This is a genomic window from Cupriavidus sp. P-10, from assembly GCF_003402535.2.
Lineage (GTDB): Bacteria > Pseudomonadota > Gammaproteobacteria > Burkholderiales > Burkholderiaceae > Cupriavidus.
The window spans coordinates 2,096,389-2,110,106 of the sequence record NZ_AP025171.1; the positions used below are offsets into that span (position 1 = coordinate 2,096,389).

The 13,718-nt window shown below is 62.0% G+C and carries 12 protein-coding genes and 1 pseudogene; 4 read left to right on the plus strand and 9 right to left on the minus strand.

Annotated elements, in window-relative coordinates; all coding sequences use genetic code 11:
• Nucleotides 1-168 precede the first annotated feature (168 nt).
• Nucleotides 169-1,200 (minus strand): Bug family tripartite tricarboxylate transporter substrate binding protein, encoded by a 1,032-nt coding sequence (locus tag CTP10_RS26275; protein ID WP_158577711.1) that lies wholly within the window; start codon nucleotides 1,198-1,200, stop codon nucleotides 169-171.
• Nucleotides 1,201-1,245: 45 nt separating this feature from the next.
• Nucleotides 1,246-1,851 (minus strand): VOC family protein, encoded by a 606-nt coding sequence (locus CTP10_RS26280; RefSeq protein ID WP_116321870.1) that lies wholly within the window; start codon nucleotides 1,849-1,851, stop codon nucleotides 1,246-1,248.
• Between the two features lie 308 nt (nucleotides 1,852-2,159).
• On the opposite strand from CTP10_RS26280, the gene CTP10_RS26285 reads away from it, so the two are divergent.
• Together CTP10_RS26285 and CTP10_RS26290 are read left to right on the plus strand one after the other, a co-directional pair.
• Nucleotides 2,160-2,477 (plus strand): hypothetical protein, encoded by a 318-nt coding sequence (locus tag CTP10_RS26285; RefSeq protein ID WP_116321871.1) that lies wholly within the window; start codon nucleotides 2,160-2,162, stop codon nucleotides 2,475-2,477.
• Between the two features lie 289 nt (nucleotides 2,478-2,766).
• A complete protein-coding gene (locus CTP10_RS26290; protein ID WP_158577712.1) occupies nucleotides 2,767-4,392 on the plus strand; it encodes a GMC family oxidoreductase in 1,626 nt (541 codons plus the stop codon).
• A 146-nt stretch (nucleotides 4,393-4,538) separates the two neighbouring features.
• On the opposite strand, the gene CTP10_RS26295 is transcribed toward CTP10_RS26290, so the two are convergent.
• The 5 genes and pseudogenes from CTP10_RS26295 to CTP10_RS26315 all read right to left on the minus strand — a co-directional run bounded on the left by CTP10_RS26295 (nucleotide 4,539) and on the right by CTP10_RS26315 (nucleotide 9,210).
• Nucleotides 4,539-5,261 (minus strand): RibD family protein, encoded by a 723-nt coding sequence (locus CTP10_RS26295; RefSeq protein WP_199414665.1) that lies wholly within the window; start codon nucleotides 5,259-5,261, stop codon nucleotides 4,539-4,541.
• A 27-nt stretch (nucleotides 5,262-5,288) separates the two neighbouring features.
• Entirely contained in the window at nucleotides 5,289-5,840 is a 552-nt protein-coding gene (locus tag CTP10_RS26300) for a cyclophilin-like fold protein (RefSeq protein WP_233528279.1), read from the minus strand.
• Between the two features lie 27 nt (nucleotides 5,841-5,867).
• A complete protein-coding gene (locus CTP10_RS26305) occupies nucleotides 5,868-7,082 on the minus strand; it encodes an MFS transporter (RefSeq protein ID WP_116321874.1) in 1,215 nt (404 codons plus the stop codon).
• A gap of 204 nt (nucleotides 7,083-7,286) precedes the next feature.
• The gene (locus CTP10_RS26310) at nucleotides 7,287-8,393 is read right to left on the minus strand and encodes an alpha/beta hydrolase (RefSeq protein WP_116321875.1); all 1,107 of its coding nucleotides are present in this window, start codon (nucleotides 8,391-8,393) and stop codon (nucleotides 7,287-7,289) included.
• A 53-nt stretch (nucleotides 8,394-8,446) separates the two neighbouring features.
• Nucleotides 8,447-9,210 (minus strand): annotated as a pseudogene (locus CTP10_RS26315) (glucose 1-dehydrogenase).
• Between the two features lie 205 nt (nucleotides 9,211-9,415).
• On the opposite strand from CTP10_RS26315, the gene CTP10_RS26325 reads away from it, so the two are divergent.
• Both CTP10_RS26325 and CTP10_RS26330 read left to right on the plus strand, forming a co-directional pair.
• Nucleotides 9,416-10,330, plus strand: a complete 915-nt coding sequence (locus CTP10_RS26325) for a LysR family transcriptional regulator (RefSeq protein WP_116321876.1) — start codon at nucleotides 9,416-9,418, stop codon at nucleotides 10,328-10,330.
• 31 nt (nucleotides 10,331-10,361) lie between these two features.
• Entirely contained in the window at nucleotides 10,362-10,655 is a 294-nt protein-coding gene (locus tag CTP10_RS26330; protein WP_147316258.1) for a hypothetical protein, read from the plus strand.
• Nucleotides 10,656-11,034: 379 nt separating this feature from the next.
• Here CTP10_RS26330 and CTP10_RS26335 read toward each other — a convergent pair whose 3' ends face one another.
• Together CTP10_RS26335 and CTP10_RS26340 are read right to left on the minus strand one after the other, a co-directional pair.
• A complete protein-coding gene (locus tag CTP10_RS26335) occupies nucleotides 11,035-13,230 on the minus strand; it encodes a xanthine dehydrogenase family protein molybdopterin-binding subunit (RefSeq protein WP_199414666.1) in 2,196 nt (731 codons plus the stop codon).
• On the minus strand, nucleotides 13,227-13,664 hold the full coding sequence (locus tag CTP10_RS26340; protein ID WP_233528282.1) for a (2Fe-2S)-binding protein: 438 nt from the start codon (nucleotides 13,662-13,664) through the stop codon (nucleotides 13,227-13,229). The genes CTP10_RS26335 and CTP10_RS26340 overlap by 4 nt, the downstream gene beginning before the upstream one ends.
• Nucleotides 13,665-13,718: the final 54 nt, after the last annotated feature.

A 13,718-nucleotide genomic window follows, 5' to 3' on the forward strand; every position in this document is an offset into this window, starting at 1 on the left:
CAAGAGCGCCATCACAAGCGCGCCGCGCTGGCTAAACCTACTCTCGTCGCGAAACGAAATTGACTAGGGAATTGAGAGCAGCGCTCTTGAGATTGCTCAGACTGGTGTGGCCATACTTCGGTACGGCAGGCACAAGAGACTCTAAGCCCCTTTTGCCTGCTCATGCTTTTAGTTGGTGATGTTTGCCATCTTGACCACGGGTCGCCACTTGGCCATTTCAGCTTCCAGTCCCTGCTTGACCTCTGCAGGCGTGGTGCGCTTCGCAGCTTCCACCCCGGCGGCCAGCAAACGCGCCCGCAACTGCTCATCGGCCAGAACGTCATTCAGTGCCGCATTGACCTTCTTGACCACCTCGGCAGGGGTCCCCTTCGGCGCTGCGAGGTAGTACCAGGTGCCGACCTCTACTCCGGGCACACCCGCTTCGGCCATCGTTGGCACATCCGGCAGCGCCTTCGAGCGCTCCTTGGCAGTAACTGCTAGCGCTCTGAGGCTGCCGTCCTTGATACGCGGGCCGCAAATCAGCGGAGCGCAAAGCTGAAAGGTAATCTGCCCACCAAGGAGGTCATTGAGGGCCGCGCTCTCGCCCTTGTAAGGGACATGCAGCGCACTGGACTTGGTGACAAGGCGGAAGAGCTCACCGCCAAGATGCGCCGGGGCCCCGATGCCGGGCGAACCAAACTGGACCTTACCGGGCTGCGTCTTCATGAGATTTACCAGGTCCTGCAGGTTGCGAATCGAAGATTGCCCGCGCACCACCACCACAAGATCGATCTTGCCTAGCTTGCCAATGAATTCGAAATCCTTCAGCAGATCGAACGGGGTCTTCATGCCCTCGACGACAGAGCTTGCCGCAAGCGCCGCAGTGCCAACCAGTAGCGTATAGCCATCCGGCTTCTCCCGTGCTACTGCGCCTGCGCCAATCGCGCCACTGGCGCCCGGCCGGTTATCAATGATGAGGCTCTGTCCCAGCTTGCGTCCTAGCTGCTCGGCGACCAGCCGGGAAGTAACGTCAGTTCCGCCGCCAGCGGTGAAGGGAACCACCAGTCGGATCGGCCGCGACGGATACTCATCTGCGGTTGCTACTGCAGCGCTCAACGACAACATCATTCCGGTTGCCGCCATCAGCAGACTCCGGGTCAGTTTCTGCTTGAATGTCGTGCTGATGTGAAAAGCCGGCGAACGCCGGTTAAACGTGCTCACGTACTTGTCTCCGTGCATCTCGTATTTGTTGACACAGTTGAGTGGTCAGCCGCCCGACTCGGCGATGGACTTAAGGAAGTCGTGCTTGTCCTTGAACCGCAACGCCTTCTGATTACCTGCGGCCTGCTCGCACAGTGCCTTGATCTGCGAGAAATAGACGCGCCTGGCAGAGTTCATTGGTACGACCTCCAACATCAGTCCGAGCGCTGGCGGGGATTTGAAGTAATAGACATCGACCTCGCCAGTCGGCGCACAAATGGAGGCGATCTCTTCGAAGCCCTTCGAAACGAGGTCAAGACGCGCCGCCTCCATGTCGTCGGGCCAGAAAGCTATATGGTGTGCCGCGCCGCTGCCAAAGCCTTCATGCATGACTTCGGTATAGATCGACGGCGCATCGTTCCTGGGGCAGATCAGTTCGATCTGCGTTTCGCCGACGTACGACAAGGCAAGCGACAGATCGACCGGACTGCGCTTGCCCCGGTAGACAAAGTGACGATCGCCCAGTGCATGTTCGAAAACAACGAACGGCCCAATCTTGAGTTTGTCTGTCCAGACTTCTAGCGCGGCCTCCATGTCTTTCACCAAGAAGGCCAGTTGTAGCTTGCGCCCGAGGAAGAACGGGCCATCAAAGCCGGCGGGGACTGTGTTCAAAGCTCCACTCCTTTTGCGCCGATTGCCAGCACTGTCGCACAGCGCTCGATCGCGTTAATTTGTCTCTGTATGTGCGATTAGTTTATACGCATCCTCCAGCCACGGCAAGTTTACGATGAAGGCTGGAAGGTGTGACGACGGCGCTTTTTGCGTCAGATCTACATGGGCGCCGGGGTTCTCCGTCACCTACGCACCACATCGGTACGCTTTGACAATGATCCCGCAATACGGGACAATTTTCAACATAAACGCCGAAAGACGACGGCGTGGACCAACACCCTCCACAACACGTTACGGAAACTACGCAAATGAAGGCCTCTACCATTCGAGTCGCGGAAGTCAATGCTGCAGCGGTTGAACGCTATAAAGAAATGCGTTCGGTCTTGATGGCGGCTTCAGGCGACGATCGAACGATGTGTGAAATCGTCGTGACCTCTCAGTTGGGCCTTCTGGGGCATGAAGTGCCCTTCAAACTGCATGCAAAGCGCCTGTTCGAGCTCAGCATATCCAAGCAGCAGTTGCAGAATGTGATCCTGGCGGGAGTTGGCGTTACTTTTGTACTGCCACAGGCCGCGCTGGTTCTGGATTGGATCGATGAGGCCTACCAGCAATATCAGCAAAGCTAGTGTGAGCTAAAGCCGCTCCTAGATCTCTTCTGGGGCGGCCACCGCCGTCTCTTGATGGCCTCAATTGAGGCGCCTAGCTCGCCCAAAACGTGTGATCCCGTCACCGACCTTCGGCGCCGGCACGGACCCTTTCTGGACATGTGCAGGAAATCGTTCCGGTCCAATCTTGAACGCTTCCATTGAGAGATGACGGGCAGTGCCATATTCCCTACCGCTGGTAGGAGAACACCAGTGTCGGACAGATGCCGCCGGCACCTGAACATAGTTGCACCCAAGGACTGGAGACAAAGTGAATTACACGGAGCGAGATTCAAATTTGTGGGACGACATCGTCGTTGGAGCGGGAAGCGCGGGCAGCGTCGTCGCAGCTCGACTAAGCGAGAACACCTCGCGGCGCGTTCTTGTCCTTGAGGCCGGCCCTCGGGAAGTGTGGCTGATGAAACCGTTCGGCCTCAGCTATTACCTTGACTTCTCGCGCTTCGAGTGGGGTTATTGGTCCCAGCCCGACGCCACACGTAATCTGCGAACCGACCATTGGCGGCGCGGACGCGTGGTGGGCGGCAGCGGCAGCATCAATGGCATGAACTACGTGCGCGGTGCCCGTGCCGACTACGACCGTTGGGCTGCCATGGGCAACGTCGGCTGGTCGGCCGATGACGTCATGCCTCTGTTCCGGGACATGGAGCGTTGCGAGCCCGGCTACCACTCGCCGCCTGACTACTCAATTCGTGGCAATTCTGGTCCACTGCCCATCCGCGAGGTGCGACACTGCCATCCGCTCACGGAGGCGTTTCTCGAAGCTGCACAAGCGGCCGGCATTCCGCGCACACACGATTTCAACGGTGCGCAGCAAGAAGGAGTTGGCTACGGACAATTCAACCAGCGCCGAGGAATGCGGGTGAGTTCGGCGGATGCATGGCTCAAACCGGCGCTGCGGCGCAAGAACCTGAAGCTGATTACGGAGGCGCTCGTACACAAGCTGCTGGTAAAGGAAGGTAGGGTTACGGGCGTCAAGTACGAACGCGATGGCGTCGTGCACGAGGCTCGGGCTGGCCGCGTCATCTTGTGCGGCGGAGCGATCAATACGCCGCAGCTTCTGATGCTATCGGGCATCGGCGGTGGAGAGGAACTGCAAGCGCTTGGCATCGATGTTGTGCTGCACCAGCCTGGGGTCGGACGGAACCTGATGGAGCATCCCCTGATTAGGCCCACTTGGCGTGTTAAGCGGCCGAGCTACAGCCCTACGAACAACTTGTTGCGGATGGCAGGCTTTGGAGCCAAGTTCTTGTTGACAGGGCAAGGGCCGCTGGCCACGATTACAGAGGCCATGGGATTCCTGAGAACTTCACCGGCGGAACCCATGCCGGATGTTCACATGCTTTTCTCGGTCGCTGGCGCGGTCAACGACGACGAACTCAAGTTCTACAAGAGCCTCAAGGTGCTGCCATATCCGTCGTTCTCAATGGTGCTCGACAAGAGCTATCCCTTGAGCCGCGGCACCATCCGCCTCGCCAGCGCGGATCCTAAGGCTGCACCGTTAATCGACCCCAACCTTCTGGGGGATTATGGCGATGTGGAAACGCTGGTGAAAGCGATAAAAATTCTGCGTCGTATCGTCTCCAAGTCGCCGTTGGCCGATATGGTGATGGAGGAGGTAGAGCCAGGCCCACACGTGACATCCGAAGCAGCGTTGGTCGAGTACGTCAAGGCCCGCGCCGGGCTGGCATACCATGCGTCGGGCACCTGCCGCATGGGAGTCGACGAAAAGGCAGTAGTGACTCCCGACCTCAAGGTAAGGGGACTGGAGAACCTCTGGATCGCCGATGCGTCGGTGATGCCTGACCTGATCAGCGGAAACATCAACGCGGCGTGCATGATGATCGGAGAGAAGCTGGGGCGGCAGCTCCGAAACTGATAGGTGCGAAAACAAGGCAGCCTGCAACCATTCTTTCAATTGCCCGGACATCCAACGGTGCCGAATGTCATCACTTTCGTGGACGGTTCCGGCACGGACATCAGAGTGCGCCCGGCCACCCAACAGCACGACATTCTTCATGATGCTCATCCTTTGTTGACCTGGTAGCGCAGCCACACCGTGCTGTCCTTCATTGGCTTCACGTCGAGCAGGGAGAACGAGCGTGGCTGAACCGACGTCAGCGGTTCTTTGGCCGTGAACAGGCCAGGTGCTTGGGGCGAGGCGTCGGTGACGGGCGCCATCAGGATGCTCACCTCGTCCACCAGTCCATCCTGTAGGTAGGTCCAGTTCAGGACACCGCCGCCGCCGATCATCACGCGCTGCATCCCGAACAACGTGGCCAGCTTGTGCAGCACCAGGGCGTTGTCCAGCTTGTCCTGGCCGGCGATGACGTAGGAGATGCCCAGGCGCCTCAGCAAGTCCTTGTAGGCATTGCTGGCCTTCTCGGTCAGCACCGAGACCACGTGCGCCCTGCGGGTGCCGTAGTTTACGAAGTTCTCCTGCCAGCCCAGCCGCCCGCTCGGGTCGATCGAGACGTAGTACATCGTCGCCTCGGCGTCCGCCACGAAGTCGCCATCGGGCACCTGCGCGGCCGATTCGTTCACGTCGGGCTTGCGATAGAACGTGTTGTTGTCGTCGGTGGTGACGCGGCCGTTCAGGTATCCGTTGATGTTGAAAACCTGCTGGTCGGTGTGCAGCGCCAGTTGCTCGTACAGGAGGGCCGCGGAGTCGAACTCCGGCAGGTCGATGTTGTGAATTCGGCCATCCAGAGTCGTCAGCGTATGGATGATAACGTAAGGCTTTTGCATGGAGGTCTCCCTGTCCTTCATCGGAAGCTAGTTCTTGGAAAACACCACCCGCACATCGCCCCGGCCGAGCGCCTGGGCCAGGCCGGCAGGGTCGTCCACGCGGCCAAGACGGGTGTACGAGTAGGGTGAATCGAAGGTCTTGTAGAAGACGACCACGGTGCGCGCTCCCCACAGCAGAAGGTCGCCGGTGCGGATGGTTCCCGGCTGGAACGTGGCGGTGGGCAGCGCCTGGGGCAGTTCCTTCTTCTTCTCGTTGCCGTTGAGCTCTTCCATGTCCAGCGTCAGCGGCAGCTTGGCGGACAATGCGCAGGCGGCCTCGGTGTCGGCCAGGGTGATGGCGAAGCGGCGTTCGCCGACGGTCATCCACATGCGTGATTCCTCCGATTGGCTTGCGGTCCGCGCGGCATCCGGTCCCGCGGGACTGGCCGCCTGGGCGGCATGGCTGCCAGTCAGTGCAAGGAGAAGCAGCGGCAGCCCGAGCAGCCGTATGGCCCGCGCGCGCCAGGAATGGCCGTGGGTTGCCGCACCCATCGAGACGCCGGTGCTGATTGCATCCACATCAAAGGTTCTGATGGCCATGGGTTCCCCTTGCAATACGGACAGGGATCAGGCCGCTTGACGCGCTTGCGCGCGCGAGGTCTGAAAGGTCAGGAAGGCGGCAAACAGCAACACCACCGCGCTGGCGATGAAAGTGCTCTGATAGCCGCTGGCATCGAAAAGCAGGCCGCCAACCGTCGAGCCGAGGGCAATGGCGAACTGGATGACCGCCACCATCAGGCCGCCGCCCGCTTCGGCGTCGTGCGGCATGGCCTTTGCGATCCAGCTCCACCAGCCCACGGGGGTGGCAGTCGCCATCAATCCCCACAGGCCCAGCAACACGGCCACGGGAAGCACCCAGGCGCCCACCGGAATCAGCGCCACGGCGATCACCGACATGAGGATCGGAATGGTGATGAGCGGGCCGTACAGGCCGCGCTTGAGAATCGTGCCGATGACCGCGGTGCCGATGAAGCCCGCGATGCCGATCACCAGCAGCAGCAGCGACAGCGTTGACACGCTGACATGCGTCACCGTTTCAAGGAAGGGACGCAGGTAGGTGAACAACGCGAACTGGCCCATGAAGAAGGCCCCGCAGCCGGCCATGCCGTAGGCGACGGTGCGGCTCTTGAGCACCTTGAAGACGTTGCCGGAGCCGGGGGCGCGTGCTTGCGTCTTCATGGCGGGCAAGGCGAACCATTGCCAAACCAATGCGATCAGCGCCACGGGCACCAGAGCGAAGAAGGCACCGCGCCATCCGATGATGGAACCCAGCCAGGCACCCAGCGGAGCTGCGATCACCGTCGCCAGCGCGTTGCCTCCGTTGAAGATTGCCAGGGCCTTCGGCACGTCACGGGAGGGCACCAGGCGGATCGCCATAGCTGCCGACATCGACCAGAAGCCACCGATCACCACGCCAATGAGCGCGCGCCCGATCATGTAGATCAGGTAGTTCGGCGCCATCGCGACGATGGCGCCAGAAACGCCCATCAGGACGGTCAGGACGAGCAGCAGCTTCTTGCGGTCCATGGTGCCGGCCAGGGCCGAGATCGACAGGCTGGTCAGTACCGCGAAGGCGCCGGAGATCGCAATGCCCTGACCAGCCATCCCCTCGGTGATCCGCAGGTCGTCAGCGATCGGCGTCAGCAGGCTCACGGGCATGAATTCGGAGGCCACGAGTGCGAACACGCACAGGGATAGGGCGAAGACGCCGCTCCAGTAAGCGGGCCGGTCTTCAGTTTCGGTTTGTGCCCCGACAGGAGTGTCAGATGTGTTGGGTGTCATGAAATTCTTTGTTTTGTCCCGAGGCTCATAGGAAATCGCCATGCGCATCCGTTGGACGGGCATGGCGACGTAAATAACAGTCGCTAATCAAAGGACCGGCGCTCCCCGGTCCTTGCCGTGGGATTGCGGCAGTCGCCTTCCCACTGAGGCAGATGGCGCACCATCCGCCTCATCCCTGATGATTCAACCGGCCAATCGGCGCGCTCAGGCCAGGTGTTGCTTGAAGAACGCCGTCAGCTTGTCGAACGGAATCTTGTCCACCTGGTCGTACAGATCCACGTGGACGGCTCCAGGGACGATCAAGAGTTCCTTCGGCTCTGCCGCAGCCGCGTAGGCGGTTTCGCTGAAGTAGCGCGAATGCGCGTTCTCGCCGTGGACGAAGAGGACGGGCCGCGGCGCGATCTCCTTGATGTAGGTGAGGATCGGCATGTTCATGAACGACAGCGGCGTGGTGAACGTCCAGGCGTTGCCCGAGTTGACTGAGCGCGCGTGGTAGCCGCGCTTCGTCCGGTAGTAGTCGGCGTATTCGACCAGGAACTGTGCCTCGCCACCTTTCAGCTCGTTGTAGGGCGGCTGGTAGGCGGGCTTGCCGGCTTCCGCGTCCTTCCAGCGTTGCTGGCTCAGTTGCTCCAGCGTCTGCGTGCGCTGTTCGAGGGTCACGCTGTCGTTGTAGCCCTTGGACATGACGCGGGTCATGTCGTACATGGTGCTGGCAACGACCGCCTTCACGCGCTTGTCCACGGCGACGGCATTGAGCACCATGCCGCCCCAGCCGCAGATGCCGATGACCCCGATGCGCTCACGGTCCACGTTGGGTTGCAGGCCGAGGCAGTCCACGGCGGCGCTCACGTCTTCGGTGTTGATGTCCGGCGAGGCGACATTGCGCGGTTCGCCGCCGCTTTCGCCGGTATAGGATGGATCGAACGCGAGGGTGACGAAGCCACGCTCGGCCATGGTCTGCGCATACAGGCCCGAGGACTGCTCCTTCACCGCGCCGAACGGACCGCAGACAACCAGGGCCGCCTGCTTGCCGCTGGCGCCTTTGGGTTGATACAGATCGCCCGCTAGGGTGATGCCGTAGCGGTTCTTGAAAGTGACCTTCTTGTGATCAACCTTGTCACTCTTGGGGAAGGTCTTGTCCCATTTGTCGCTGAGCTTCAAGCGCGTCTGCGCGGCGGCAGGGCCCGTGGCGATTGCTCCCACGCCCAATGCGGCGATCCCGGTAGCCGTCATCTTCAGCACGTTGCGACGGCCGACGTTGGCGTCGTCTTGATGGGCAACGGCGGTGCCAATTTCATTGTTCTTCTCCATGGTGAAAGTCCTTTCCTGCTCGAAATTGAATTGATTGGGTGTGATAGAAGACGTCAAACGGTCTGTCCGCCATCGACGACGAGGTTGGAGCCCGTCGAGAAGGCAGCTTTCTCCGAGCACAGCCAGAGCACTGTCGCTGCAAGCTCCTCGGGGCGGCCCGGGCGGCCGACGGGTTCGTTGGCGACCACCGTCCGCAGGCCTTCTTCCGTGCCGCCCGTGAAGCGTTCCATCATGGGCGTGGCGACGAAGCCGGGCGAGACGACATTCACGCGGGTGCCCTTGGCAGCGTAGTCGAGCGCCGCAGCCTTGCTCATGCCGATGACGCCCCATTTGGAGGCGCAGTAGGCGGCCTGCCCGGCAAAGCCCTTGACGCCAGCGCCCGACGAGATGTTGACGATGGAGCCGCCGTCTTGCTTGAGCACCTGCGGGATCTGGTGCTTCATGCTGAAGAAGACGCCGCCCAGGTTGATGCCGATCTGGCGCTCCCATTCCTCGGTGGAAATGTCGGCCAGGGCGATGACCTCGTGTTCGACGCCGGCGTTGTTCAGGACGAAGTCGAGCCGGCCGAAGGTGGAGATCGTCTTGGCAACCGCCGCCTGGATTTCATCCTCCTTCGCCACGTCGCAGCGGATGGAGATCGCACGGCCACCGGCCTGCTCGTTCATTTGAACGGTTTCTGCGTGCTCGCCTCGGTGCGACCCACCACGGCGACGCTGGCGCCTGCCTTGGCGAAGGCCAGTGCGGTGGCGCGGCCGATGCCCGTGCCGCCGCCGGTGACGAAGGCGACCTTGCCCGCGAAATCAAATTGGATGGCCATGTGAACTCCTTTGCAGTCTTCGGTTGAAAGACATGGAAGGAGCACGCTTCAGCTCGCGCGGGCGTCAGTGAATTCGCATGCCCTAAACGCAGACCTCCATCGGTATGTGGCAAATTTTCCCGCTTCTCGCGCACCTTGACTACCTAATGAATGCTTAAAAGGTATATTAGTTGCACTAATCAAAGGTGGGTGAGAAACTGCAAGCATGGTCAGACGAAACCTCAACGATCTACTCTCATTTGTCACGGTGGCGCGAGAAGGCAGCTTCACGCGCGCGGCCGCGCTCTTGGGTGTCACACAATCGGCTCTGAGCCAGGCCATCAGCGGGCTGGAAGCCCGACTGGAGATTCGCTTGCTCACCCGTACCACGCGCAGCGTCTCGCCCACGGCGGCCGGGGAGCGGCTGTTGCAAGCCATCGGGTACCGCTTCGACGAGATCGAAGCGGAGTTGGATGAGTTGTCGGGACTGCGCGACAAGCCGGCCGGCACGGTGCGCATCACCTGCGGCGACCATGTGCTCAAGACGACGCTCCTGCCGAAGATCGCGCCGCTGCTGCACCAATATCCCGACGTGAAAGTGGAGTTCGACGTCAACTACGGGTTCCGGGACATCGTGGCCGACCGCTTCGATGCGGGCGTGCGCCTGGGCGACACCATCGACAAGGACATGATCGCGGCGCCGATCGGCCCGAAGCTGCGCATGGCGGCGGTCGCCGCGCCGGACTACTTCGCCAAGCATCCGAAGCCGAAGACGCCGGAAGACCTGACCAAGCACAGTTGCATCAACCTGCGATTTCCCACGCATGGCGGGTTGTACGTTTGGGAGTTCGGACGCCGGGGCAAGGAACTGAACGTGCGTGTCGAGGGACAGGTCACGCTCAACAGCACCCCGCACATCGTTCAGGCGGCGCTGGAGGGCCTGGGTGTCGCCTTTCTCCCGGAAGAAGAGTTCGCGCCCCACATCGAGGAAGGCCGGCTCATCCGCGTGCTGGACGACTGGTGCGCGCCGTTCGAGGGGTATTACCTCTATTACCCGAGCCGGCGGCAACCATCGCCCGCGTTTTCGTTGGTGGTCGATGCGCTTCGCTCGCACGAAGCTACTGGAAAGAAACGGCGATAGCGCCCGCTAGATGAAGTCCATGACTCGGTACATGGCAGCGTTTCTGGCTGCCGCCGTGGCGACTGGCGCTATTGCCAGCATCTTCCAGACGCAGATCGTCCTCGGTCAACTCGTCGAGTTCGGCGCGCCGGTGACGCGGTTCGGGCCTGGAGCACATTGGAAGACTTGGCGAGGTTCGGGCCGGTCATGGTCGGCATGGCGGTTACTGTGCTGCTGCCTGCGGTTCTCGCGGGGCATCTGGTCCTTCGCGCTGTTCCTCCTGCCTGGCGCAGGATTGTTTTCGCTGTCGCGGGTGTGGCTGTGTTGTGACTGGCGTTCTGGCTGATGCGCTCGGTGATCCCCATGCCTGCGATCCCTGGCACAAGGGGGCAGCTCGGCCATGCGCTGATGTCTCTGTCCGGGGGCGTCGGCGGTCTGCTGTATGCAAGCCTTACTTCGCCAGCACGGTGGTCCCAACAAGCTTCGGGTCGCCAGCAATGGCGCCATGTTGCCGCAGCCACGCTCGTGTTCGTCCCGCCATCCTCTTCTTCGCCATGGCACCGATCGCTGGCGACAAGCCCGCAGCCGTTGACCCTCAAAGCTATGAGGTTCAGACCGTCGCCACTGGACAGGCGCCTAGACACGGCGAAGCGCCGAAGGCACACGGCGCTTGAAAGGATGGCACCAGTCTTTCCAGAGGAACGCATCCCCCTAATGGGGTGGCCTTAAGTGGTTTTCAGATCGTCCCGCGTCATGGGCAGCCTGCGGATGCGCTTGCCCGTCGCGTCGTGGATGGCGTTGAGCAAGGCCGGCGTGATGAGGACCGTGGCAAGCTCGCCAATGCCGGTGGGGTCTTCGTTGCTGGGCAATATGTGAGTTTCCATCGCCGGAATCTCGTTCATGCGCAGCACGCGATAGTCGTGGAAATTCGACTGTTCGACGCGCCCGTCCTTGATCGTGATGTTGCCGAACAGCGCGGCTGACAAACCGAAGATCGTCCCGCCCTGTACCTGGGCCTCCACCGAACCGGGCGACACCACCCGGCCGCAGTCCACCACCGTGACGACGCGCTCGATCTTCACGTTGCCGTCGGCATCGACGCTGACCTCCACCACTTGGGCCGCATAGGTGTGGAAGGCGAACGTGAGCGCCACGCCGCGCCCACGGCCCTTGGGCAGTGGGCGAGTCCAGCCGGATTTCTCGACCAGCGCGTCCAGCACGCGCACTGCGCTCGGGTGCTTGTGCAGCAGAGGCTTGCGGAAGGCGATGGTGTCCTGGCCCGCGGCTCGGGCCAGTTCGTCGATGAAGCTCTCCACGGGGATGGCGTTCTGCATGTGCCCGACGCCGCGCCACCAACTGGTCAGAAAACCCGGCAGCTTCGGTTCCTGGCGGACGTACTGGATGAGCACGTTGGGAAACGCATAAGGCCCTGCGGCATCGCGGGTGGCGTCCGCGTCGATGTTGTCCTTGAAGGCCGCCGGTGCAAACCGGGCCATGATGGACGATCCGGTGACGCGGTGCTGCCAAGCGATAGGACGCCCCTGCGCATCAAGTGTCGCGCTCAGGCGGTTGTAGTGGTAGGGGCGATAGGCGCTGTGCTGCATGTCCTCCTCGCGGCTCCAGACCACCTTGACCGGCCCCTTGACCTCGCGAGCGATGCGTACCGCCTGCGTGATGAAGTCCACCTCAAGACGGCGGCCAAACCCGCCGCCCAGCAACTGGTTGTGAACCTGCACCTTTTCCTGGGGCAGTCCTACCACCTCGGCCGCCGCAGCCTGGGCGCGGGTGGGCACCTGGGTGCCTGTCCAGATCTCGCAGCCGTCCGGCCCGAGGCGTACCGTGCAGTTCATCGGCTCCATGGTGGCGTGAGCGAGCAAGGGCTGCTGGTAGATGGCCTCGATGGTGCGATGGCCTTTGGAGGCGGCATCCTTGCGCACGGCCGCCACATCGCCTTCCTTGCGGGCTATGGCGCCGTCCTGCTCCGATGCCTTGGCCAGTTCGTCGATCATGGCTTGCGTCGAATAGCCGGCGGCTGGGCCGTCGTCCCATTCCACTTTGGCGGCCGCGAGGCCTTTGCGCGCTGCGCCCATGTGGTCCGCCACGACGGCAACCACGTCATCGAGCCGCACCACCTGCCGCACACCCCGTACCGCCATCGCTGCCTGTGTGTCCACGCTCTTGACGCGCCCGCCAAATACGGGGCTGGCTGCGACGGTGGTCACGCGCAGGCCAGGCAACTTCACGTCGATGCCGAACTGTGCGCTGCCGTTGACCTTGGCAGGACCGTCAAGGCGCTTGAGTCCGCTGCCGATGATCTGGAACTGCTCGGGCTTCTTGAGGGGAATGTCGGTGGGAACCGGCAATTGCGCCGCGCGCGTGGCAAGCTCGCCGTAAGTCGCTCGGCGGCCGCTGGCTTCGTGCAGTACAACTCCATTCTTCGCCGTACAGGTGGAGGCTTCGACCTTCCAGGCCCGCGCAGCGGCATCAATCAGCATCATGCGGGCGGCGGCACCAGCACGTCGCATGGGCAGCCAGGCGGTACGTACCGAATCGGAGCCTCCCGTCACCTGCTGGCCGCCAGGAGTGGGGGCGTAGAGCTTGTCATTGGCTGAGGCGTGCTCCAACTGGACGCGCGTGGGATCGATCTCCAACTCTTCGGCGAGGAGCATCGATAGCGCAGTATAGGTGGCTTGCCCCATTTCGACGCGAGGCATCACCAGCGTCACGACATCACTGGAGTCAATGCGTACGAAAGCGTTGAAGGTGGCAGGCGCGGAACCACCAGGCGCCGCGAGCGTCTTCGCAACCGCCATCGGCAGGTCCACGCTCAGCAGCAAGGCGCCGCCAACGCCAGCGGCCTTGAGGAAGTTGCGCCGCGAGAAGCCCGCAGGACCGTTGACCGAATGATCGATTTTCATCATCTGGCTCCCTTGCTTGGCTGCTGAACGATGCGTGCCGCCTGCTTCACGGCCGCGTGGATGCGCTCATAAGTGCCACAGCGGCAGATGTTGCCGGCCATGCCGTCGCGAATCTGATCGTCCGTGGGGGAAGGCGTCTGCATCAGCAGCGCCGTGGCCGACATGATCTGGCCCGGTTGGCAGTAGCCACACTGAACCACGTCCACGTCCAGCCAGGCCTCTTGCACGGCACGGCCTGCCGCGGTGGTATGCACGGCTTCGATGGTGGTGATGGATTTGCCAGCGGCGGCCTCCACCGGCGTCACACAGGAACGGATGGCGGCACCCTCCATATGCACCGTGCAGGCGCCACACAGCGCCATGCCACAGCCGAACTTCGTTCCCGTCATGCCGAGCACGTCGCGGATGACCCACAACAGGGGCGTATCGCCGTCCACGTCAGCGGTGTGCTGCGCTCCATTGTAAGCAGTCTTTCATTGACGCCCTACCAA

Excerpts from the sequence above, each read along its gene's own strand:
- CTP10_RS26285 (WP_116321871.1), top strand. The coding sequence starts at position 2,160 with ATGAAGGCCTCTACCATTCGAGTCGCGGAAGTCAATGCTGCAGCGGTT.
- CTP10_RS26295 (WP_199414665.1), bottom strand. The coding sequence starts at position 5,261 with ATGCAAAAGCCTTACGTTATCATCCATACGCTGACGACTCTGGATGGC.
- CTP10_RS26300 (WP_233528279.1), bottom strand. The coding sequence starts at position 5,840 with ATGGCCATCAGAACCTTTGATGTGGATGCAATCAGCACCGGCGTCTCG.
- CTP10_RS26305 (WP_116321874.1), bottom strand. The coding sequence starts at position 7,082 with ATGACACCCAACACATCTGACACTCCTGTCGGGGCACAAACCGAAACT.
- CTP10_RS26310 (WP_116321875.1), bottom strand. The coding sequence starts at position 8,393 with ATGGAGAAGAACAATGAAATTGGCACCGCCGTTGCCCATCAAGACGAC.
- CTP10_RS26325 (WP_116321876.1), top strand. The coding sequence starts at position 9,416 with ATGGTCAGACGAAACCTCAACGATCTACTCTCATTTGTCACGGTGGCG.
- CTP10_RS26330 (WP_147316258.1), top strand. The coding sequence starts at position 10,362 with ATGGCAGCGTTTCTGGCTGCCGCCGTGGCGACTGGCGCTATTGCCAGC.
- CTP10_RS26335 (WP_199414666.1), bottom strand. The coding sequence starts at position 13,230 with ATGATGAAAATCGATCATTCGGTCAACGGTCCTGCGGGCTTCTCGCGG.